Annotated in this window: 17 protein-coding genes and 1 tRNA gene; 4 read left to right on the plus strand and 14 right to left on the minus strand. The window is 74.7% G+C overall.

Features of this window, described 5'->3' with window-relative positions; genetic code table 11:
- Positions 1 to 138: 138 nt before the first annotated feature.
- The 3 genes from ACI79U_RS20095 to ACI79U_RS20105 form a co-directional block, all read right to left on the minus strand.
- Positions 139 to 951 carry a Bax inhibitor-1/YccA family protein gene (locus tag ACI79U_RS20095; RefSeq protein ID WP_457069383.1) on the minus strand — a complete coding sequence of 271 codons (813 nt, stop codon included), beginning with the start codon at positions 949 to 951 and terminating at the stop codon, positions 139 to 141.
- 107 nt (positions 952 to 1,058) lie between these two features.
- Positions 1,059 to 1,132: transfer RNA gene (locus ACI79U_RS20100), tRNA-Leu, on the minus strand.
- A gap of 24 nt (positions 1,133 to 1,156) precedes the next feature.
- On the minus strand, positions 1,157 to 1,918 hold the full coding sequence (locus ACI79U_RS20105; protein WP_457069381.1) for a uracil-DNA glycosylase: 762 nt from the start codon (positions 1,916 to 1,918) through the stop codon (positions 1,157 to 1,159).
- Between the two features lie 63 nt (positions 1,919 to 1,981).
- Between ACI79U_RS20105 and ACI79U_RS20110 the strand changes: the two genes are divergently transcribed.
- Complete coding sequence (locus ACI79U_RS20110) at positions 1,982 to 2,296, plus strand: DUF4235 domain-containing protein (protein ID WP_457069379.1); 315 nt, start codon at positions 1,982 to 1,984, stop codon at positions 2,294 to 2,296.
- A gap of 79 nt (positions 2,297 to 2,375) precedes the next feature.
- Here ACI79U_RS20110 and ACI79U_RS20115 read toward each other — a convergent pair whose 3' ends face one another.
- The 4 genes from ACI79U_RS20115 to eno form a co-directional block, all read right to left on the minus strand.
- Positions 2,376 to 3,335 carry a Ppx/GppA phosphatase family protein gene (locus ACI79U_RS20115; RefSeq protein ID WP_457069377.1) on the minus strand — a complete coding sequence of 320 codons (960 nt, stop codon included), beginning with the start codon at positions 3,333 to 3,335 and terminating at the stop codon, positions 2,376 to 2,378.
- A complete protein-coding gene (locus ACI79U_RS20120) occupies positions 3,332 to 3,871 on the minus strand; it encodes a DUF501 domain-containing protein (RefSeq protein ID WP_457069375.1) in 540 nt (179 codons plus the stop codon). The genes ACI79U_RS20115 and ACI79U_RS20120 overlap by 4 nt, the downstream gene beginning before the upstream one ends.
- 110 nt (positions 3,872 to 3,981) lie before the next feature.
- Positions 3,982 to 4,530 carry an FtsB family cell division protein gene (locus ACI79U_RS20125; protein ID WP_457069373.1) on the minus strand — a complete coding sequence of 183 codons (549 nt, stop codon included), beginning with the start codon at positions 4,528 to 4,530 and terminating at the stop codon, positions 3,982 to 3,984.
- 7 nt (positions 4,531 to 4,537) lie between these two features.
- Positions 4,538 to 5,818 (minus strand): phosphopyruvate hydratase, encoded by a 1,281-nt coding sequence (gene eno, locus ACI79U_RS20130; RefSeq protein ID WP_457069371.1) that lies wholly within the window; start codon positions 5,816 to 5,818, stop codon positions 4,538 to 4,540.
- A gap of 80 nt (positions 5,819 to 5,898) precedes the next feature.
- On the opposite strand from eno, the gene ACI79U_RS20135 reads away from it, so the two are divergent.
- A complete protein-coding gene (locus ACI79U_RS20135; protein WP_457069369.1) occupies positions 5,899 to 6,873 on the plus strand; it encodes a hypothetical protein in 975 nt (324 codons plus the stop codon).
- Positions 6,874 to 6,897: 24 nt separating this feature from the next.
- Here ACI79U_RS20135 and ACI79U_RS20140 read toward each other — a convergent pair whose 3' ends face one another.
- The 5 genes from ACI79U_RS20140 to ACI79U_RS20160 all read right to left on the minus strand — a co-directional run bounded on the left by ACI79U_RS20140 (position 6,898) and on the right by ACI79U_RS20160 (position 14,450).
- Positions 6,898 to 8,211 (minus strand): mechanosensitive ion channel family protein, encoded by a 1,314-nt coding sequence (locus tag ACI79U_RS20140; RefSeq protein WP_457069479.1) that lies wholly within the window; start codon positions 8,209 to 8,211, stop codon positions 6,898 to 6,900.
- Between the two features lie 85 nt (positions 8,212 to 8,296).
- Positions 8,297 to 9,241: a MazG family protein gene (locus ACI79U_RS20145; protein ID WP_457069367.1), complete on the minus strand. Its 945-nt coding sequence runs from the start codon at positions 9,239 to 9,241 to the stop codon at positions 8,297 to 8,299.
- A gap of 4 nt (positions 9,242 to 9,245) precedes the next feature.
- Positions 9,246 to 10,229, minus strand: a complete 984-nt coding sequence (locus ACI79U_RS20150) for a SurA N-terminal domain-containing protein (RefSeq protein ID WP_457069365.1) — start codon at positions 10,227 to 10,229, stop codon at positions 9,246 to 9,248.
- 71 nt (positions 10,230 to 10,300) lie between these two features.
- Complete coding sequence (gene mfd, locus ACI79U_RS20155) at positions 10,301 to 13,846, minus strand: transcription-repair coupling factor (protein WP_457069362.1); 3,546 nt, start codon at positions 13,844 to 13,846, stop codon at positions 10,301 to 10,303.
- Positions 13,847 to 13,961: 115 nt separating this feature from the next.
- On the minus strand, positions 13,962 to 14,450 hold the full coding sequence (locus tag ACI79U_RS20160; protein ID WP_457069360.1) for an adenylyltransferase/cytidyltransferase family protein: 489 nt from the start codon (positions 14,448 to 14,450) through the stop codon (positions 13,962 to 13,964).
- Positions 14,451 to 14,810: 360 nt separating this feature from the next.
- Here ACI79U_RS20160 and ACI79U_RS20165 point away from each other — a divergent pair, with 360 nt between their 5' ends.
- The gene (locus tag ACI79U_RS20165) at positions 14,811 to 16,052 is read left to right on the plus strand and encodes a YveK family protein (protein WP_457069358.1); all 1,242 of its coding nucleotides are present in this window, start codon (positions 14,811 to 14,813) and stop codon (positions 16,050 to 16,052) included.
- Between the two features lie 411 nt (positions 16,053 to 16,463).
- Here the strand turns inward: ACI79U_RS20165 and ACI79U_RS20170 are convergent, their stop codons facing one another.
- The gene (locus ACI79U_RS20170; protein ID WP_457069356.1) at positions 16,464 to 17,699 is read right to left on the minus strand and encodes a hypothetical protein; all 1,236 of its coding nucleotides are present in this window, start codon (positions 17,697 to 17,699) and stop codon (positions 16,464 to 16,466) included.
- 114 nt (positions 17,700 to 17,813) lie between these two features.
- Between ACI79U_RS20170 and ACI79U_RS20175 the strand changes: the two genes are divergently transcribed.
- Positions 17,814 to 18,956 carry a glycosyltransferase family 4 protein gene (locus ACI79U_RS20175; RefSeq protein WP_457069354.1) on the plus strand — a complete coding sequence of 381 codons (1,143 nt, stop codon included), beginning with the start codon at positions 17,814 to 17,816 and terminating at the stop codon, positions 18,954 to 18,956.
- 16 nt (positions 18,957 to 18,972) lie between these two features.
- Here ACI79U_RS20175 and ACI79U_RS20180 read toward each other — a convergent pair whose 3' ends face one another.
- Positions 18,973 to 20,238 carry a hypothetical protein gene (locus ACI79U_RS20180; RefSeq protein WP_457069352.1) on the minus strand — a complete coding sequence of 422 codons (1,266 nt, stop codon included), beginning with the start codon at positions 20,236 to 20,238 and terminating at the stop codon, positions 18,973 to 18,975.
- Positions 20,239 to 20,410 lie beyond the last annotated feature (172 nt).

Consider the following 20,410-nt stretch of genomic DNA (forward strand, 5'->3'; position numbering starts at 1 on the left):
CCCGCCCCCCCACCAAAAAGGCATTTAAACACCCCAGCGGGGCGCCCCCGCCCCCCACCACCCCCCCGGCCCCCCCCCCCCGGGGGGCCCCCGGCCCACGGTCGGTTCGAGCTCGGGGTCAGCCGACCCCGGGGAGCGTCACTCCCGGAAGTAGCTCAGCAGACGCAGGATCTCCAGGTACAGCCAGATGACCGTGATGAGCAGGCCGAAGGCGATGTACCAGGCGAACTTGGGCTCCACGCCGCGGCGGATCGCCTCGTCGGCCATGTCGAAGTCGAGCAGCAGCGTGAACGCCGCCACACCGATCACGACCAGGCTGAAGATGATGGCGACCGGGCCACCGTCACGCAGCCCCAGACCGCCGGGGGTGAAGAAGCCGGCGACCAGGTTGACGATGATCAGCGCCAGGACGCCGAACAGGGCGCCGACGATCCAGCGGGTGAGCTTCGGGGTGACCCGGATGGCGCCGGTCTTGTAGGCGAACAGCATCCCGGCGAACACACCGAAGGTGCCGACCAGCGCCTGCACCACGATGCCCGGGTAGAGGTTGTTGAAGACCTCGCTGATCGCGCCGAGCGCGACGCCGTAGAGCGCGCCGTAGGACAGCGTCGCGACCGGGCTGGCGATCTGCTTGAACGCGATCACCAGGCCGAGGACGAGCGCGATGAGCACGGCCGGCAGGGCCAGGCCCATGGCCAGGTCGTCCGGGACCAGGGCCCAGGTGAGGGCGGCGGAGACCACCGTCACCAGGAAGCTGATGCCGGTCTTGCTGACGACGTCGTCCATCGTCATGTAGGCGCGGCCGGTGGCCGCGTACGGCGACGGCGCGGAGTAGGGGTCGTGCTGGGTGGGTGCCCCGCCGTACGTCTGCTGCGGCGCTGCACCCCAGCCGGCGTTCTGGCCGGTGCCGGCCGCCGGGAATCCCCGGAAGGCCGGGTTGCTGCTGGGCATCGTCATCTCCTCGAGGTGACTGGTCGGGCCGTGAGGTGCAGTTTCGCACCCCACACTGCTGGTTCCAACGCCATCGGTGACCTGGTAGTTCCCACCCGCCACCGCGGTGCCCCCGGTCGGGTTCGAACCGACACTGGGACCCTTTTAAGGGGCCTGCCTCTGCCGATTGGGCTACGGGGGCTGCACCTGCCGAGCTGGGCGGACCCTAGCCCGCGGCCAGGTCGGTGGCGCGGAGCAGCACGGCGTCGAGCATCGGCTCGGTGAGCCTGCCGGTGAAGGTGTTCTGCTGGCTGACGTGGTAGCTGCCCAGCAGGGTGAGCGGTCCGCGCGGGCCGGTGAGGGTCACCTCCACCCCGTGCCCGAAGGCGGGGCGGGGGCGCGGGATCACGTAGCCGGCCTCGGCGAGCACCGGCCACAGCGCCGTCCAGCCGAACCCGCCCAGCACCACGACCACCCGCAGCCGGGGCAGCAGGGCCAGCTCGCGGGCCAGCCACGGGGAGCAGGTGTCCCGCTCCTCCGGCGTCGGGGCGTTGGCCGGCGGGGCGCAGCGGACGGCGGCCGCCACCCGCACGTCGGTGAGCTCCAGCCCGTCGCCGAGGTGCGTGGACGTCGGCTGGTTGGCCAGCCCCGCCCGCCAGAGCGCGGCGAAGATCCAGTCGCCGCTGCGGTCGCCGGTGAAGACCCGGCCGGTGCGGTTGCCCCCGTGCGCGGCGGGGGCCAGCCCGACCACGGCGATCCGGGCATCGTCCGGGCCGAGCCCGGGGACCGGCCGGCCCCAGTAGTCCTCGTGCCGGAAGGAGGCCCGCTTGGTCACCGCGACCTCCTCGCGCCAGGCGACCAGCCGGGGGCAGGCGCGGCAGCCGGAGATCCGCTCGTCCAGCACGGGGAGCTCACGGGTCGCCGCCGCGCCGCGGCGCACCCCGGCGGGGGTGCGGGTGACCGGGTAGCCGTCGAGGTCGCGTGCCACCCGGACAGTCCACCACCGACGCCCGGAGGCGCGGATCACCGGGCCCGGCGGGATGATCCACCCATGGCGAAGAAGCAGAAAGCCCCCAAGCCACCCAAGCCGCCGCTGCTGTACAAGCTGCTCGGCGCGAGCCTGGCCATCCCCGCGGGGATCCTGTCCCGGAAGCTGATCACCGCGGCCTGGAGCAAGACCCGGGGCGGCCCCCCGCCGAAGAACCCGGCCGCACCGGGCGTCAGCTGGGGCGACGCGCTGGGCTGGGCCGCGGTCTCCGGGGTGATGGTGGCTCTCGGCCGGCTGCTGGGCAACCGCGGCGCCACCGCCCTCTACCAGAAGCTGACCGGCGAGCTGCCGCCGGGCATCAACGCCGGCAGCGCCTGAGGAAGGACCCCGCCGCCCCTGAGCGGGGCACAGGAGGCCTTGCACCCGGTTCTCGCGCGGAGACCGGGTGCAAGGCCTCCTATGCCTGGGTGGAGCGGGCCAGGCGCAGGGCGATGCCGTCGAGGATGTCGTGCTCGCTGACGACGACCTCGTCGAAGTCCAGCGCGTCCATGATCACCCGCAGCACCAGCGAGCCGGCGCCGATGACGTCGACCCGGCCGGGGTGCATCACCGGGTAGGCGGCCCGGCGGGCGCGGGTGGCCGACAGCAGCCCGGCGGTGACCCAACGGACGTCGCCGACCGGGATCCGCGAGCCGTGGATCGCGTCCGGGTCGTAGCCGGGCAGCTCCAGGGCCAGCGCCGCCACCGTCGTCACCGACCCGGCCAGCCCCACCAGGGTGACCGCCTCCCGCACCGGCACCGACTCCTGCACCAGCTCCAGCGCCGCCCGGACGTCGGCCTCGGCGCCCTGCACCTCGTCCGGCGGGGGCGGGTCGCTGTGCAGGTGCCGCTCGGTGAGCCGCACGCAGCCGACGTCCACCGACCGGGCCGCCCGCACCCCACCGGCGTCGCCGAGCACGAACTCGGTCGACCCACCGCCGATGTCGACGACCAGGAACGGCGGGTGCGGTGCCGCCGATCCGTGCGCGGCGGCCGCGGCGGCCAGCGACGCGGTGGCCCCGAGGTAGGAGAGCTCCGCCTCCTCGATGCCGGGGACGACGTCGGGCAGCTGCCCGAGGGTCGCCAGCACCATCTGCTCGAAGTCGGCCCGGTTGGCGGCGTCCCGGGTGGCGCTGGTGGCGACCATCCGCACCCGCTCCGCGCCCAGCTCACGGGCCTGTGCGGCGTACTCGGCCAGCACCCGGCGGGTGCGCTCGATCGCCTCCGGCGCCAGCCGGCCGGTCGCGTCCACGCCCTGGCCGAGGCGGACGACCTCCATCCGCCGGAGCAGGTCGGTGTGCGCGCCCTCCGGCGGCACGTCGGCGACGAGCAGCCGGATGGAGTTGGTACCGCAGTCGATGGCGGCCACCCGGGTCATCGCACGTCCTCCGGGTCGCTGAGGCTGGGCTGGGCGCAGCGACCGGCGGCCCACCACTCCCCCATCTCGGCCACCGCGCGGTCGCCGATCGGGTTGACTCCCGGGCCGGCGGCCAGCGCGTGGCCGGCCAGGGCGTGCAGGCACTTGACCCGGTCGGGCATCCCGCCGGCGGTGGCCCGGGTGGGCAGCACGTCACGGGCGTCGCGGGTGGCCAGGTAGGACTGGTGCGCGGCCTGGTAGCCGGCGGCCAGCTCCGGGTCGGTGCCGAGCTCGGCCTGCCACTCCTTCATCCGGCCGGCCGACTCCAGCCGGCTCGCGGCGGCGCTGGCCCGCGGGCAGGTCAGGTAGTACAGCGTCGGGAACGGGGTGCCGTCCTCCAGCCGCGGCGAGGTCTCCACCACGTCGGGCTGCCCGCAGGGGCAGCGGTGGGCGACGCCGACCAGGGCGCGGGGCGGGCGGCCGAGCTGGCGCGCGACGACGGCGCGGTCCTCGGCCGTCACGGGCGGGGAGACCGGCGCGGGGTCGGGACTGTGCACCCCACGAGTCTGCGGCAGCGCCTCGACCATCCCGTCACGGCCCCCTGTCCGGCCGTGCTGCAGGGGCCCGCGCCGAGCCTGCGAGGCGTGGGGGGCAGCAGGGTCCTTCGTCAGTTCCCCGGTGCTGCGGGGTCGGCGTCGGCCGCGGCCACCGAGCCGAGCAGGCCCTCGTACCAGGGCACCGGGGCGCCCGAGCGGGGCGCCTGCGCAGGGGCGTCGGCGGTGTCGCCCGGGTCTCCGGCGTCGCCGACGATCACCAGCCGGTCGCCGGGCAGCACGTAGGTGAGCCGCTCGCGGGCCCGCTGCGAGATGTAGGCGGGGTCGGCCTGCCGGTCGAGCTGGGCCTGCAGCTGCTCGGCCCGGGCGGCGAGCGCGTCGCCCTCGGCGGCGAGCTCCGCCAGCTCCTGGCGGCCGGCGACGTACTGGCGCAGCGGCCCGGCCAGGGTCAGCGCGAGCAGCAGCACCAGGGCACCGAGCAGCAGGGCGCGGCCGGTGACCCGCGGCCCACGGCGCCCGGTGGCTGCGCGGGCCGGGCTGCGCGTGCTGCGCCGCCCGGGCCGGCTGCCGCCGTGGCCACGCGCCGCCGCCCGCACCGGCCGCGAGGAGGCCCGGCGGCGGGCGCCACCGGACCTCCCGCGGCGGGTGCGGGCGGTGTTCACGGCGTCGTCAGCCGCGGGCCAGCCGCGGGAAGGCGGCGGCGCCGGCGTACCGGGCGGCGTCGTCCAGCTCCTCCTCGATCCGGAGCAGCTGGTTGTACTTCGCCACCCGCTCGCTGCGGGCCGGGGCACCGGTCTTGATCTGCCCGCAGTCGGTCGCGACGGCGAGGTCGGCGATCGTGGTGTCCTCGGTCTCGCCGGAGCGGTGGCTCATCATCGAGCGGTAGCCGTTGCGGTGGGCGAGGTTGACCGCGTCGAGGGTCTCGGTGAGCGTGCCGATCTGGTTGACCTTGACCAGCAGCGCGTTCGCCGCGCCCTTCTCGATCCCGTCGGCCAGCCGCTTCGGGTTGGTGACGAACAGGTCGTCGCCGACGATCTGCACGCGGTCACCGAGGGCCTCGGTCATGGCGACCCAGCCGGCCCAGTCCTCCTCGTCCAGCGGGTCCTCGATCGAGACGACCGGGTAGGCGTCGACCAGGCCGCGGTAGTACTCGACGAGCTGGTCGGCCGCGAGGGTCTTGCCCTCGAAGGCGTACCCGGCGTCGCTGTGGAACTCGGTCGCGGCGACGTCGAGGGCGAAGGCGATGTCGGTGCCGACGGTGTAGCCGGCCTTCTCCACCGCCTCGGCGATCAGGTCGAGGGCGTCCCGGTTGCTCGGCAGGTCGGGGGCGAAGCCGCCCTCGTCGCCCAGCCCGGTCGCCAGGCCGCGCTTCTTGAGCACGGACTTCAGCGCGTGGTAGGTCTCGGTGCCGACGGCGAGCGCCTCGGCGAAGGTCGCCGCCCCTACGGGTGCGATCATGAACTCCTGGACGTCGACGTTGCTGTCGGCGTGGGCGCCACCGTTGAGGATGTTCATCATCGGCACCGGCAGCAGGTGCGCCGAGGGGCCGCCGACGTAGCGGAACAGCGGCAGACCGGCGGACTCGGCCGCGGCCTTGGCCACCGCGAGGCTCACGCCGAGGATGGCGTTGGCCCCCAGCCGCTCCTTGTTGGGGGTGCCGTCGAGGTCGAGCAGGCGCTGGTCGACCAGCCGCTGCTCGGCGGCGTCGAAACCGACGAGCTCGGGGCCGATGACGTCGAGCACGTTGTCGACGGCCTTGGTCACGCCCTTGCCGTTGTAGCGGTCGCCGCCGTCGCGGAGCTCCACCGCCTCGAAGGCGCCGGTGGAGGCGCCGCTCGGGACCGCGGCACGGGTGATCGTGCCGTCGTCGAGGGCGACCTCGACCTCCACGGTCGGGTTACCGCGCGAGTCGAGGATCTCCCGCGCGCCTACTGCATCGATGCTGGCCACGGAGAGCAGCCTAGCCAGCCGCTCCCACGGTGGTGCACACCCGCGCCGCAGCCACCCGGGTGCCTGGGAGCATGGCGGCGATGAGCGCTCCCCCGACGCCGCGCCCGCACCGGCGGGCGGGCCGCCAGCTGCTGCTGGGCCTGGCGCCGGTGCTCGTCGTCGGCGCCGCGGTGCTGGTGCTGCTGGCGGTGCGGCTGCCCGAGCTGCGCGCGCCGCTGGCCGCGGCCGACACGACGGCGGTCGCCACGGTCACCGGCGCCGGCGCGCCGCCCGAGGGGCGCGGTCTGCTGGTGCGGTTCCCCGGTCCCGACGGCACCGAGCGGACCGGCCTGCTGGAGCTGCCGCAGGCGCAGGACGTGCCGGTGGGTGCCCAGGTCACCGTCCGGTACGACGCCGGTGCGCTGGACCGGGCGGCCGACGACGGTCCGGTGCCGGTGCACGCCGACGGCGACGCCACCTCCGCCGAGCTGGCCGACGTCGTTTTCGGGCTGGTCGTGGTCGCCGTCGTGGTCCTGGTGGCCGCCGCGCTGACCGCCGCCCGGCTGCTCGGCCGGCCCCGGTTGCGCCGGCGCCCGGCCACCCGGGTGCCGGCCGCGCACCTGGTCCTGCGGCAGGGCCTGCTGGTGCGCAGCTGGCTGGAGCTGTCCACCCCGGCCGGCCTGCGCTGGCTGCCGGTGCACTGGGCGCCGGAGCTGGACCGGCACGTCCCGGACACCGCTGTCGAGGTGCGCGGTGACCCGTCCCGTGACCGGCTGGTGCTGCCGGTCCTCGACGGCGCCGAGCTGTGGCCCTCGGGGCGGCTGCGCCGCCGACCGCCGCGCGGTGAGCTGCGGCCGGCCCCGGTCGATCCGGCGGCCGGCGACGTCGGCCTGCTGCGGCAGGCGCGGGCCGACGCCGTGCTGCCCTTCGGCGCCCCCGGCGTGGGCCTGCTCTGGGCCTACGTGATGGGCAGCGGCGTCGGCGGCTTCGTGCTGGCGACGGCGGTGTCGGCGGCCGTGCTGTTCTGGCTGCCCCAGCTGCTCGGCTCGGACCCGCGCGCCACCCGGGCCGGCTGAGGCCCGAGAGGGCTCACGACCCGGTCACTCCCCGGTCGGCCGCCGCTCGGTGTCCTCGCGGGCGCGCTCGGCCAGCTCCTCCTCGCTGGGCCCGGTGAACGCCCGCGACCGCTCGAGTGCCTCGACGCTGCCGGTGAACAGGCCGGCCTGCGGCCCGGGGGCGGGCGTGGGCCGCTCCCCGCCGTCCCGCGGCAGCGGCGTCGGCCGGGTCGGGGCCGGCCGGGTGGGCGTCGGCTGGGCCGGCGCCGGGTGGGGCGCAGCATCCGGCGGGGCGGCGACACCCTCGTAGCGGACCCGGGGCAGGCCGTCGGGGTGCTCCCGCTGCAGCCACCCGACCAGGCCCTCGCGCACGTGGCAGCGCAGGTCGAACAGGGTGGGACCGTCCTTGGCGCTGACCAGCACCCGCACCCGCACCACCGAGCCGACGGCGTCGGTCACCTGCAGCACCTGCACCCGGCCGTCCCACAGCTCGTTGTGCTCCACCAGCCCGACCAGCTCGGTGCGCATCTGCTCGAACGGCACGGTCCAGTCGACGTCGAGCTCCACCGACCCCAGGACCGCGGACTCCTTGCGGGTCCAGTTCTGGAACGGCGTGGTGGTGAAGTAGGTCGAGGGCAGCACCAGCCGCCGGTCGTCCCAGATGTGCACGACGACATAGGTCAGCGTGATCTCCTCGATCCGCCCCCACTCGTCCTCGATGACCACCACGTCGTCGACCCGGATCGCGTCGGTGAACGCCAGCTGCATGCCGGCGAAGACGTTGGCCAGCGAGGTCTGCGCGGCCAGGCCGGCGACGACGGACAGCAGGCCGGCGCTGGCCAGGATGCTGGTGCCGGCGGCGCGCGCCGAGGGGAAGGTCAGCAGCATCCCGGCGATCGCGAGCACGGCGATCACCGCCACGGTGAGCCGGCGGACGAGGGTGACCTGGGTGCGGACGCGGCGGGCGTGCCGGTTGTCCACGACGTCGACGTCGTAGCGGGCCAGCGCCATGTCCTCGACCACGAACGCGCCGACGGCGACCAGCCAGGCGGCGACGGCGATCAGCCCGAGGCCGAGCACCCGGACGACGACGTCCCGCCAGCCGCCCACCCCGGGCGCCGCGTCGAGCACCACGGTGACCGCGAGCAGCACGCAGAACAGCCGGAACGGCCGGCGGCCCCGGCGGGACAGGTCGGCCAGCGCCGGCGAGCGGCGGGCGAACCGGGTGATCACCACCCCGACGACGAGGGCGAGCAGCCAGGCGACCAGGGCGGCACCGGCGACGACGACCAGCAGCAGCCAGGTGCTGGTCGGCAGCGCCTCGGTCACCGTGCCGTCGTCGGCGGCGAGCAGGGTCATGGTCACGCGGGACGACTCCTCTGCAGCAGGGAACTCGGCCGGCCCTCCACGCTAGGGCGTCCGCCCACCGGCACGCCGCCCCACGTCACCCGCCCGGGTGCCCCGCCGCGCCCGCCTCCGCAGCGGTGTCCAGCTCGTCGGCGTACCGGCGGACGGCGGCGCGCAGCGCGTCCTCGGCGTCCCAGCCGCGCCGGCGGGCGGCGACCACCAGCCCGAGCAGCAGGGTGCCGAGCTCCTCGGCGTCCCGGGCGGCCAGCTCCCCGGCCGGCGGTGTGGGCAGCCCGGCGCGCTCGGCCCGGCCGGTCAGCGCCGCCCCCCAGGAGGTCGCCGGCTGCGAGCGGGAGACCCCCTCGGTGGGCGAGCGCCGCTGCTTCTCGGCCTTCTTGATCTCGTCCCAGCCGCGCTCGACCGCCGCGACGTCCCGGGGCCCGGCATCGGCGAACACGTGCGGGTGGCGGCGCACCAGCTTGTCGACCAGCTCGGCGGCGACGTCGTCGACGTCGAAGCGCCGGCCCTCCGGCGCCTCCGCGGCGACCCGGGCGTGGAAGGCGACCTGGAGCAGCACGTCACCGAGCTCCTCGCGCATGGCGACCGGGTCCTCCTCGACGATCGCGTCGTAGGCCTCGTGCGCCTCCTCCAGCAGGTAGCCGCGCAGCGAGGCGTGGGTCTGCTCGGCGTCCCACGGGCAGCCGCCGGGCGAGCGCAGCCGGTCCATCACGGTGACCACGTCCAGCAGCCGGGCGCCGGGCGGCTCGGGCGCCCCGGCGACCCGGGGCACCACGGTCCAGCCGGCGGCCTCCTCCGGGGTGGCCAGCAGCACGGTGTCCGGCACCGGGGCAGCGGCGGTGGCGGCCTCGGCCGGATCGGCGACGTCGGTGACCGGCTCGCCCTCGGCGCGCAGCGCGTCGGCGGTGGCCGCGGCGCCGGGCAGGGCGAGGACGAGCGGCGCGGTGGTGACCGCCCGCCAGCCGGCGGGGGCGAGGAGTCCGGGCAGACGGGGGCTGACGGTGACCAGCAGGGCGATCGGCACCCGCTCAGTCTCCGGCAGCCACAGCCGCGGCGTCGGCCGGTGGCTGGACGACGCCGTCGGTGAGGGTGACGACCCGGGCGTCCTCGAGCACGCCGTAGCGGGGGTTGACCACCGGGTCGAGATCCTCCCGGACCTCCGCGACGATCTCCGCGCCGAGCTCGCCGGCCTGCTGCGCGGCCTGCTCGGCGAGCTGGTCGCGGACCTCGGCGAAGGACGGCTCGGTGCGGCCGGCGACGAACCCGACCACCACCCCGCCGGCCGCCGGCAGCGGCACGGTGAAGCCCTGCCCGGCCGGTGTGGCAGCGACGGCCTCGGCCAGCGGCCCGGCCAGCTGGTCGGGGCTGGTGGTCTGCACCTGCGGCAGCGTGGCCTGGCCGGGGAACTCCGCGGCCACCGCCGGGTAGCCGGCCGGGTCGGCGGTCAGCCGGGCGAGCACCGCGTCGGCGGTGGCCTGGTCGGGCACGGTCACGAAGCCGACGGCCACCTGCTGCAGCTGTGGGCGCAGCTCCTCGTAGCGCGCCCGCAGCGCGGCCTCGGAGAGGTCGACCCGCCCAGCCGCGTCGGCGAGCCGCTGGCGCAGCAGCTCGTGCCGGACGCTGGAGAACACGTCCTCGCGGGTCGCGCCCTGCTGCTGCGCCACCTGGGCGTAGACCACGTCGGGGTCGGAGTCGCCGAGCAGCGCGGCGATGCGGTCGCGCACCTCGGCGTCGGTCACCTCGACGCCCAGCCGGTCGGCCGCCTCGTCGTACACCCGCTCGTCGATGCGCAGGCTCAGCACCTGCCGCGTGTAGTCGGCCCGCTCGCCCGCCACGTGGTCGGCGATCGCCGGGTCGGCCAGCCGTGCGTCGACGGCGTCGTCCAGCTCCGCGACGCCGATCTGGTCCTCACCCACGTAGGCGGCCACCGTCGGTGCGGTGCGGCAGCCGGCCAGCGGGGCGACCGCGACCAGGCCGGCAGCGAGCAGGGCGAGGGCTCTGCGGGACGTCACGCCCGGCAGCGTCCCACAGCGGTGTGACCTGCGTCGCCGTCCGTGCGGGTGTCGGCGGGCCGACGCCGCGGTCAGGAGGCGACGGCGACGGGTTGTTCGAGGACCGAGGAGAGCAGCGCGTGCAGCTTCTCCAGCAGCGCGACGTCGCGCAGCGGGGTCCGCCGGTCCGGCCCCACCGGCACCTTGATCGACACGGTGCGGACCGCCTCCTTGTAGGTGGCCCCCTCGGCGAGCCGGGACAGCTTCATCACCTGGGACTCGCGCAGCTCCACCGGGCCGACCCGGACGTTGCGCCCCTGCATCGACACCTCGGTGACGCCCAGCGCCCGCATCGCCGCGCGGAACCGGGCCACCGCCAGCAGGTTGAGCACCGGGGCCGGCGCCGCGCCGTACCGGTCGGTGAGCTCGTCGAGCACGGCCTGGGCCTGCTCGTCGTCCTGCACCGACGCGACCTTGCGGTAGGCCTCCATCCGCAGCCGCTCGCCGGGCACGTAGTCGTGCGGCAGGTGGGCGTCGACCGGCAGGTCGACCCGGACCTCGGCCGGCTCCACCGCCGGTGACTCCCCGGTCGCCTGCGCCCGGTAGTCACTGACCGCCTCGCCGACCAGCCGCACGTACAGGTCGAAGCCGACCCCGGCGATGTGCCCGGACTGCTCGCCGCCGAGCAGGTTGCCCGAACCGCGGATCTCCAGGTCCTTCATCGCCACCGCCATCCCGGCCCCGAGGTCGGTGTTGTGCGCGATCGTGGTCAGCCGGTCGACCGACGTCTCGGTCAGCGGCCGGGACGGGTCGTAGGTGAAGTAGGCGTACGCCCGCTCCCGGCCCCGACCGACCCGGCCGCGGATCTGGTGCAGCTGGGAGAGACCGAAGGTGTCCGCCCGGTCGACGATCAGGGTGTTGGCGTTGGGGATGTCCAGCCCGGACTCGACGATCGTGGTGGCGACCAGGACGTCGTACTCCTTCTCCCAGAAGCCGACCATGATCCGTTCGAGCTCGTGCTCCTTCATCTGGCCGTGGCCGACCGCCACCCGGGCCTCGGGCACCAGGGCGCGGATCTTCGCCGCCGCCTTGTCGATCGACTGCACCCGGTTGTGGATCACGAACACCTGGCCGTCGCGCAGCAGCTCGCGGCGGATCGCGGCGGCCATCTGCTTGTCCTCCCAGGCGCCGACGTAGGTCAGCACCGGGTGCCGCTCCTCCGGCGGGGTGAGGATCGTGGACATCTCCCGGATGCCGGTGAGGCTCATCTCCAGGGTGCGCGGGATCGGGGTGGCCGACATCGACAGCACGTCGACCGCCGTCCGGACGCTCTTCAGGTACTCCTTGTGCTCGACGCCGAAGCGCTGCTCCTCGTCGACGATGACCAGCCCCAGGTCCTTGAACCGGGTGGTCGGCTGCAGCAGCCGGTGGGTGCCGACCAGGACGTCGATCTCACCGTCGGCCAGCTTGCGCAGCACCTCGTCGGACTCGGTCTTGGACTGGAACCGGGACAGCACCGCCACCGTCACCGGGAACTGCGCGAACCGCTCGGAGAAGGTCTTGAAGTGCTGGTTGGCCAGCAGCGTCGTGGGCACCAGGACGCCGACCTGCTTGCCGTCCTGCACCGCCTTGAACGCCGCCCGCACCGCGATCTCGGTCTTCCCGTAGCCGACGTCGCCGCAGATGATCCGGTCCATCGGCACCGGCTGGGACATGTCCGCCTTGACCTCGTCGATGGCGGCCAGCTGGTCGGGCGTCTCCTGGAAGGGGAAGGCGTCCTCCAGCTCGCGCTGCCAGACGGTGTCCGGCCCGAAGGCGTGCCCCTTGGTCGCCATCCGGGCCGAGTACAGCCGGATGAGCTCCGCGGCGATCTGCTTGACCGCCTTGCGGGCCTGGTTCTTCGTCTTCTGCCAGTCCGCGCCGCCGAGCTTGGACAGCGCGGGCGCCTCGCCGCCGACGTAGCGGGTCAGCTGGTCCAGGGAGTCGGTGGGCACGAAGAGCCGGTCCGGCGGCTGGTTCCGCTTGCCGGGCGCGTACTCGACGATCAGGTAGTCGCGCTGCCCGCCGTGCACGGTGCGGCTGACCATCTCCACGTAGCGGCCGACACCGTGCTGCTCGTGCACCACCAGGTCACCGGGCTGCAGCTGCACCAGGTCCACGGCGTTGCGCCGGCGCGCGGGCATCTTCGCCGCCTCGCGCATGCTGGTGCCGCGCTGGCCGGTCAGGTCGCCCTCGGTGACCAGGGCCAGCGCGACGCCGGGGAAGGCGAAGCCGGCCTCCAGGTTGCCCTGGGTGATCAGCGTCGGGCCGGCGGCGGGCGCGGTCTCGATGCCGGGCACCAGCCGGGCACCGAGGTCGGCCTCGGTGAGCTGGTCGGCCGCGCGCTGGGCCGGACCGGGGCCGGCGAAGGTCAGGGCGACCCGCCAGCCGTCGCGGCCCCAGCTGCGCAGCTGGTCGAAGGCGCGGGCCTGGTCACCGTGGAAGCGCTCGACCCCGGTGGCGTCCAGGGTGACGTGCTGGTCGTCGTCGTCCGGGGAGAGGGTGAAGGCGCCCGTCGTCCACCAGGGCAGGCCCCGGGCCCGGGCGCCGTCCTGCACGTCGGCGAGGTCGCGGAAGGATGAGGCGCCCAGGTCGATCGGTGCCTGGCCGGCCTCGGCCGCGGTCTGCCAGGACGCGGCGAGGAACTCCTCGGCGGTGCGCACCAGGTCCGCGGCGCGGCTGCGCACCCGCTCGGGGTCGCAGACCAGCACGTGCGTGCCGGGCGCGACCAGGTCGGTGAGCAGCTGCATCTGCTCGCCCCCGATCAGCGCGGGGATGAGCGACTCCATGCCCTCGACGGCGATGCCCTCGGCGAGCTTGCCGGTGACCTCGGCCAGCTCGGGGTGGTCGATCCCCAGCTGGGTGGCGCGGGCCCGGACCTCGGGGGTGAGCAGCAGCTCCCGGCACGGCGGGGCCCACAGCCGGTCGGGGCGCTCGTCGAGGGAGCGCTGGTCGGCGGCGGAGAAGTACCGCAGCTCGTCGACCTCGTCGCCCCAGAACTCCACCCGCACCGGGTGCGGCTCGGTGGGCGGGAAGACGTCGAGCAGGCCACCGCGGACGGCGAACTCGCCGCGCTTCTCGACCAGCTCGACCCGGGTGTAGGCGGCGTCGGACAGCGCCCGGGCGACGTCGTCCAGCTCGGCGCTCTGCCCCGGCCGCAGCTCGACCGGGACGAGCTCGCCCAGGCCGGGGGTCAGCGGCTGCAGCACGCTGCGCACCGGGGCGACCAGCACGTCGATCGCGCCGTTCTCGCCAGGGTGGGTCAGGTCGCGCAGCACGGCCAGCCGGCGGCCGACGGTGTCCGCGCGCGGGCTGAGCCGCTCGTGCGGCAGCGTCTCCCAGGCGGGGAACACCTCGACCCGGCGGTCCGGGACGAAGCAGCGGAGCTGGGCGGCGACGGCGTCGGCGTCCCGCTCCCCCGCGGTGACCACCACCACGGGCACGTCCGCGCCGGGCGCCGGGGCCGCCAGCGCCGCCGCGACCAGCGGCTGCACCGGCGGCGGGGCGGTGACCGCCAGCTCGGCGGAGCCGGCCCGGGTCACCACGGAGGCGACACCGGAGTCGGTCAGGACGACGTCGAGCACGCCGCGCAAGCTCACGGGGGCAACTCCTGGTTCTGGGGCCACGCCACGTCCGCGGAAGAGCAGAGCGCGCCGGGTGCGCGCGGGGGCCGGCACCCAGGTTAGTACCGGTGGCGGATGCCTGCGGGTCCGCTCAGGAGGTCAGCGCGCGGGCCACCCGGCCCACCGGCTCCTCGGCGTCGATCGCGGCCAGCGCCTTACGCAGGATCGTGCTGGAGGTGTGCATCGTGTAGGGGAAGTAGTGCACCCGAACCCCCACGGCGGCGAAGTCTCGCTCGAGCTTGTCGCCCTTCGCGGTGCCCCGCCAGTCGTCGCCCTTGAAGATCACGTCGAACCCCACCTCGCGCCAGGTGTCGACCTTGTCCGGCACCACCTCGGCGTGCACGTCGTCGACGAAGCGCAGGTTGCGGACGATCTCCATCCGCTCGGCGAGCGGGATCACCGGGAGACGGCCCTTGGCCTGCAGCAGCATCTCGTCGGAGACCACTCCGACGACGAGACGGTCACAGTGCTCCGCCGCGTGCTTGAGGATGTTCAGGTGGCCGACGTGGAAGAGGTCGTACGCGCCGGGCGCGTAGCCGACGACGGAACGGGGGGAACCGCCGGCGATGGAACTGGACACGCGCACACTCCCTGACTTCTCGAACACGCTCCATCTCTGCTCGGTCGGAATGACCCGACGCAGCTGGAGCTCTCGGAAGAACGTTAGGAAGACGCGGTGACCGAGCGTGATGCGAGACGGGGAGGTTCACCCGTTGGGGAGCTCAGGACGACCTGATCGGTGGGCGGCGACCCGGAGCTCCCCGCGCCGCGGGCGGGAGGACCCCCTGTCGAGGCACTTTCCCCATCGGGTGAGATCCCCGCCGTACGACCCCATCCGACCTGGTGAGCGCCGTAGCTTCGCCGGAGGACCAGGAACGTCCGGGTCGTGCGTGCTGTGCACCCCGGCCGCTCGGCAGGCGTGAACAGGGGAGACGGCGACATGGAACTGCGGGACTACTGGGCGGCCCTGCGCCGGTACTGGACCACGTGGCTGGCGATCGCCTTCACCGGACTGCTGTTGGCCTTGGCCGTCGTGCTGGTCACCCCGCCGACCTACCAGGCAACCGCCCAGGTGTTCGTCGCGAGCGTCGACGGTGGTACGAACGGCTCGCAGTTCGTCAGCCAGCGCGTCAAGAGCTACCCGGACGTCGCCGTCAGCTCCGAGGTCCTCGACCCGGTCATCGACGAACTCGACCTCACGGAGTCCTCCACGGAACTGCGGAGCAGCATCATCGCCCGCAACCCGGTGGACACCTCACAGCTCGAGGTGGTGGTCACCTCCCGGTCCCCGGAGCGCGCCGCAGACATCGCCAACGCCGTGGCGGTGCACTTCGGCGAGGTCGTCGAGCGACTGGAGACGCCGGGGTCGGGCAGCTCGCCGGTGGACCTCACCGTGACGAACCCTGCCACCGTGCCGACCACACCGGTGTCCCCGGTCCCCCATCTGTTGTTGGCTCTCGGCCTGGTCGTGGGCTTGGCTTCGGGGATCGCCCTCGCCGTGGTGCGCAGTCGGATGGACACCGCCGTGTACGACGCGGATGACGTTCGGGCTGCCTGGGGTGTGGATGACGAGCTCGTCGTCCATGCCACGGCGACCGGCCGTGCCGCCCGCAGTGCGCTCACCGGCCGGCCCTCCGCAGCACTCGCCCGGCGGCTCGAGCAGTTGGCCGAGGATCAGCCGATCCGGGTGGCCGTCCTGTCCGCCTCCCCTGACCCGGCGCAAGAGCCGGCTGACCTGATCGAGGACGTGGCTGCCCAGCTACGCAGCCGGCAGGTGGTCACCGCCGTCGGCGAGAGCTCCTCCGTCCAGGGCGACAGCCCGGTCGATCGTGCCCCCGGACACCCGGGGTCGCCGGACGAGGCTGACGTGCGGTTGGACGTCTGCAGTCCGCTGGCTTCGCTGCGGGCCTGGCGACAGCTCGCCGCGCGGTACGACCACATCGTTCTCGCGGTCGCTCCGGGCGCGGTCGACCGGACCGAGATCGCCGAGATGCGCACCATCCTGGCAGCCGCCGGGCTCCGGCCCCTGGCGGTCGTCCTGTCCGGGAGCCGCAGACGCGGTCGCCGACGCCACCGTGCGACGCCGACGTCGGCGGCCGTCACCGGGCCATCGGGGCCGCGGGAGCGGGCCGACACGTCGGCGACCGCCATGTCTGCACCGAACTTGGCGCGGAGCCGCTGAGCCGTCCACCCTCCCGGCCGTCCCGGCCGCTGGGCCGGGCCGTGGGGGCATCGGGCCACCGCCTCGACCCTCCCTGCGGTTAGGGACCCTGGCCGACGCACAGGCGTCCGCAGCCTCGGTGGACCACGGTAGGACCGACGAGCTCCGGCCCCGTGCGCGTCCGACCGAGGCCGGCATGGACGTCACCGCCCCACCGCTGAGCCGAGTGGGCCCAGCGGACCACCCCGGGTGAGAACCGCGCCGGCGAAACGGTCGACCACCGCTGCGCTGTTCCAGCCACTCTCGCTGACCGCAGCGGAACGATCGCCCACGTCATCGCACGCGGCATGCCGTGGGCACCGTGATTCACGCGGGCGGAGCGCCAGGCGGGTCCGGACCGATGGTGGGCCGCCGCCGGGCCGAACGGATCGGTCAGGCCGGTTCGGGAGCCCGGACCGACCGGGGCCCCGACGGCTCCGAGCGGCTGACCGGGTCGTCCCACGCCTCGTCCACCAGCCGGTGCCGGGAACCACCCTCGGCCAGGAAGGAGACCGCGACGAAGAGGATGAAGGCCGGGGTGGCGTCGAACAGCCCGCTCTCCAGGATGCTGCGGCCGACCAGGAAGGCGACCAGGCCGATGAAGAGCACCCGGTGCGGCCGCGGGGCGCGAAGGGACCCACGCACCACCCAGAGCACCCATCCCAGGACCACGCCCAGGCCGACCACTCCGGACTGCACCAGCGCGGACACCCAACTGCTGTCCAGCAGCTGGGTGTCCCACCACTGACCGTCCACCGGGATGAGCTTCACCGACAGTCCTCCGCCGAAGGCGACCTGCCAGGATGCCTCCGCCCAGGTCCGCGCCGCGCTCCAGGCGATGAACCGGGAGTCCAGCGTGCTGGCCCCAGCGCCGTCCCGAGTGACGAAGCCCTCGATGGCACCGGTCGAGAAGATGGCCACCGAACCGGCCGCCGCGAGCAGGAGAGCGCCGACCACGAGGCCGACCCGGGCCCGGCGGAGATACACGGTCATCAGCCCGATCGCCAGCACCAGCATGAGCAGACCGGTCCGCGAACCGGTCACCCAGAGCACGCCCAGGTAGCCGGTCGCCAGCAGGGCGTTGCGCCACCGGGCCTCCCCGAGCACCGTGCGCCACGCCGTCCAGAGCACCACGGCGCCGGCCAGCAGCGCCAGGTCGTTGGGGTTCAGCGGGGGGACGCCCCCGAACAGTCGTCCGTCGGAGAGGCTCCCCAGCCCGGTGAGCGCAGCCACCGCAGCGATCACCCCGCATGCCCAGACCATCCCGGTCAGCAGCTCGAACGCGGCGACCGCCCGGAGCGCGAAGAAGACGGTGGCAGCCACGATGGCGACCCGCACAGCGATGACGCCGCTGGCGGTCAGGGTGCCGTGACCCAGCGCGCCGAGCACTGATGCGGTCAGCATGGTGGCCAGGAACCACCACGTGCCGGTACCCAGCCGGCGCTCCGGGCCACCACGGGCCTGCGCTGCCGAGAAGAAGGCCAGCCCCAGCGCGAGAACGCTGAGCAGGCCCTTTCCGACCACGACGGGGTCGAGGCCGCCGGAGAAGATCTCCCCACGCCGCCACACGACGGTGCTCCCCACCAGCAGCAGGCAGATGGCCGCGACGCGCACGGAGGGCAGAGACACTGGCTCTCCTCTCACACGCCACCGGCGCCGGAACGCACCGTGACGACCCTAGGTGCTCTGAGAGCATGACCCGGGCCCGTCCGGGCACGTCCTGACCCGAAGAGGGGAGACCTCATGCCGGTCCCTGCAGTCCTGGTGGCCCATCCCTCGGCCGACCTGTACGGCTCCGACCTCCAACTGGTGGAGAGTGTCCGCGGGCTCCACGAGGCGGGCTGGCGGGTCGAGGTGTGCGTCCCGGCGCCGGGCCCACTGGTCGAGCGACTGGAGGCCGCCGGCGCCGCGGTCCACGTCCTCGACGTGCCCGCCCTGCGCAAGTCCCTGCTCAGCCCGACCGGCCTCGTCCGGCTGGCCCTGCACAGCCTCCGGGTCCTGCCCGCGATGCTCCGTCGGCTGCGGTCCACCCGGCCCGACGTCGTCTACGTCAACACCGTGACCATCCCGCTGTGGTCGATCGCCGCGCGCCTGACCCGTCGACCGGTGCTCGGTCACGTGCACGAGGCCGAGGACGACGCTCCCCGGTTGGTGTCCGTGCTGCTGAACGCACCGTTGCTGTTCGCTCGAACCGTCGTGGTGAACAGTCAGGCGGCGGAGCGGACGCTCCTGCGAGCCCTCCCTGCCCTCAAGAGGCGCACAGAGGTGATCTACAACGGCGTGTCCGGGCCCGCGGTGCCCCCGCTACCACCAGCTCCGGGAGGGAGTGGGGCACGGCAGATCGTCCTCGTGGGCCGGCTCTCCCCGCGGAAGGGGACCGACGTCGCCCTCGAGGCCGTGGCGCGACTGCGGGCCGAGGGCCGCGACGTCGTCCTCGAGCTGTGCGGCACCACCTTCCCCGGCTACGAGTGGTTCGAGGAGCAGCTGCGCGGACGGAGCGCCGAGCCCGACCTCGCCGGCCACGTCCACTTCGCCGGTTACACCTCGCCGACCTGGCCGGCGCTGGCCCGGGCGGAGGTGGTGCTCGTCCCCTCCCGGGCGGAGCCGTTCGGCAACGCCGCCGTCGAGGCCCAGCTCGCCGCCCGGCCGGTGGTCGCATCGGCGGTCCAGGGCCTGCAGGAGATCGTCACCTCCGGAGAGACCGGACTCCTCGTCCCGCCGGACGACCCCACCGCACTCGCGGAGGCGATCGCCGGCCTGCTCGACGACCCCGAGCGGGCGCGGGCCATGGCCGGAGCCGGCCACGCCTCGGCGCTACGCCGGTTCACCACCGATCGATACCGCACAGCCATCGCGGACGTGGTCGGCCGGACTCGCCGGTCCTGACCCGTTGCTCGGCCGCTCAGCCGCCGGCCGGACCTGCCGACAGGAGCAGCGGTGCCGGTGTCCGCACCACCGGCACCAGGACCCACGTTCGGACAGCGGCTGCGGCGAGCAGCGGGCCGGCACCGAGGGCGAGCGGCGCCCAGACCTCTCCGCCGTCAACGCCCAGGACCAGCAGCAGCACCAGGCCCAGCGACCCGAACTCGAGCGAGCGCAGCGCCAGGACCTGCCGCTGGCGGCGGTGCACCGTGGCCAGTGCCGAATAGGGCAGCAGGACCGCGCTGGCCACGGCGTAGGCCGACCAGCCCGCGACCGCGCTCAGGGGCACGTCGTACTCGCCACCGCTCAGCACCGGGCCCAGCCACGGCAGCAGCGCGCAGACGGCGGCCCCGATGGCCGCGACGGCAGCAGCCAGCCCGAGTGCGACCCGGTCGGCAGTCCGCAACGATTCCGCGGCCGGCCGCTGCTGGCGGGACACGAAGTGCGGCAGGAGGAACGAGCCGAGGCCGGCGACGAGCACGAGCGTCGGAGCGGTGAAGATCCGCGCGGCCTCGAGCGGCCCGTAGGCAGCCACACCGGCCACAGCCACGACCAGGACCCGGAGGAGCGTGAGCAACGTCGGCCGGATCGTCTGCGCGGCGGCCCGCCAGATGCCGAAGTCCACGACGGCGCGCAGTGCCGGGTTCCGCCACGGACCTCGGGGCCGCTCCTGCGAGGGCACTCGCCACCAGGCCACCAGCGCAGCGCCGGTCTGACCGATGAGGAGCGCCACGATGAACGACCCCAGGGTCAGCTCCCCCTGGATGCCGAGGGTGGCCAGCGTGGCGATCGCCAGCAGCAGGCTCGTGCCGTCCACGGCCGGCAGCGACCAGAACCGCCGGCTCGCCATGAGCAGTCGCCGCAGGGTGTCCTCCACGATGAAGACCGCGGTGGCCAGTCCGAGCAGGAGCCCCGCCCACGGCGGGAGCAGTCCACTGACCAGGGCCACCCCGGCGCCCAGCGCGCCCGCGCCGACCGAGACCAGGGCCGCCCAGCCGTGCAGTCCGGCCCGGATCCCGGCGTCGGTGCGGTCGAGCACCGTGAGCGAGTCGCCGACCAGCCCACTGCAGACCGCCGTGGCCAGGACGACGAGCCCGTAGCCGAGCGCGAACGTGGCGAGGCCGGCGGCACCCAGGTACCGGGCCGCCGCGACCTGGAGCACCAGTCCGGCGAGGGCCTGGGTCACCTGCCCGAGCACGGCTCCGGTGGCCGGCTGTCGCGCCACCGACAGCAGCTGAGCCCTCACCGGTCCATCCTCTCGACGACGAGGCCCGGCCCGGCGGTCGCCCGGTCGGGCCTCATCCCTTGGAGTGGGGGGGGGGGGGGGGGGGGGGGGGGGGGGGGGGGGGGGGGGGGGGGGGGGGGGGGGGGGGGGGGGGGGGGGGGGGGGGGGGGGGGGGGGGGGGGGGGGGGGGGGG

The sequence above is a fragment of the Modestobacter sp. SYSU DS0904 genome (assembly GCF_054051115.1).

Excerpts from the sequence above, each read along its gene's own strand:
- ACI79U_RS20095 (WP_457069383.1), bottom strand. The coding sequence starts at position 951 with ATGCCCAGCAGCAACCCGGCCTTCCGGGGATTCCCGGCGGCCGGCACC.
- ACI79U_RS20110 (WP_457069379.1), top strand. The coding sequence starts at position 1,982 with ATGGCGAAGAAGCAGAAAGCCCCCAAGCCACCCAAGCCGCCGCTGCTG.
- ACI79U_RS20115 (WP_457069377.1), bottom strand. The coding sequence starts at position 3,335 with ATGACCCGGGTGGCCGCCATCGACTGCGGTACCAACTCCATCCGGCTG.
- ACI79U_RS20135 (WP_457069369.1), top strand. The coding sequence starts at position 5,899 with ATGAGCGCTCCCCCGACGCCGCGCCCGCACCGGCGGGCGGGCCGCCAG.
- ACI79U_RS20140 (WP_457069479.1), bottom strand. The coding sequence starts at position 8,211 with ATGACCCTGCTCGCCGCCGACGACGGCACGGTGACCGAGGCGCTGCCG.
- ACI79U_RS20165 (WP_457069358.1), top strand. The coding sequence starts at position 14,811 with ATGGAACTGCGGGACTACTGGGCGGCCCTGCGCCGGTACTGGACCACG.
- ACI79U_RS20175 (WP_457069354.1), top strand. The coding sequence starts at position 17,814 with ATGCCGGTCCCTGCAGTCCTGGTGGCCCATCCCTCGGCCGACCTGTAC.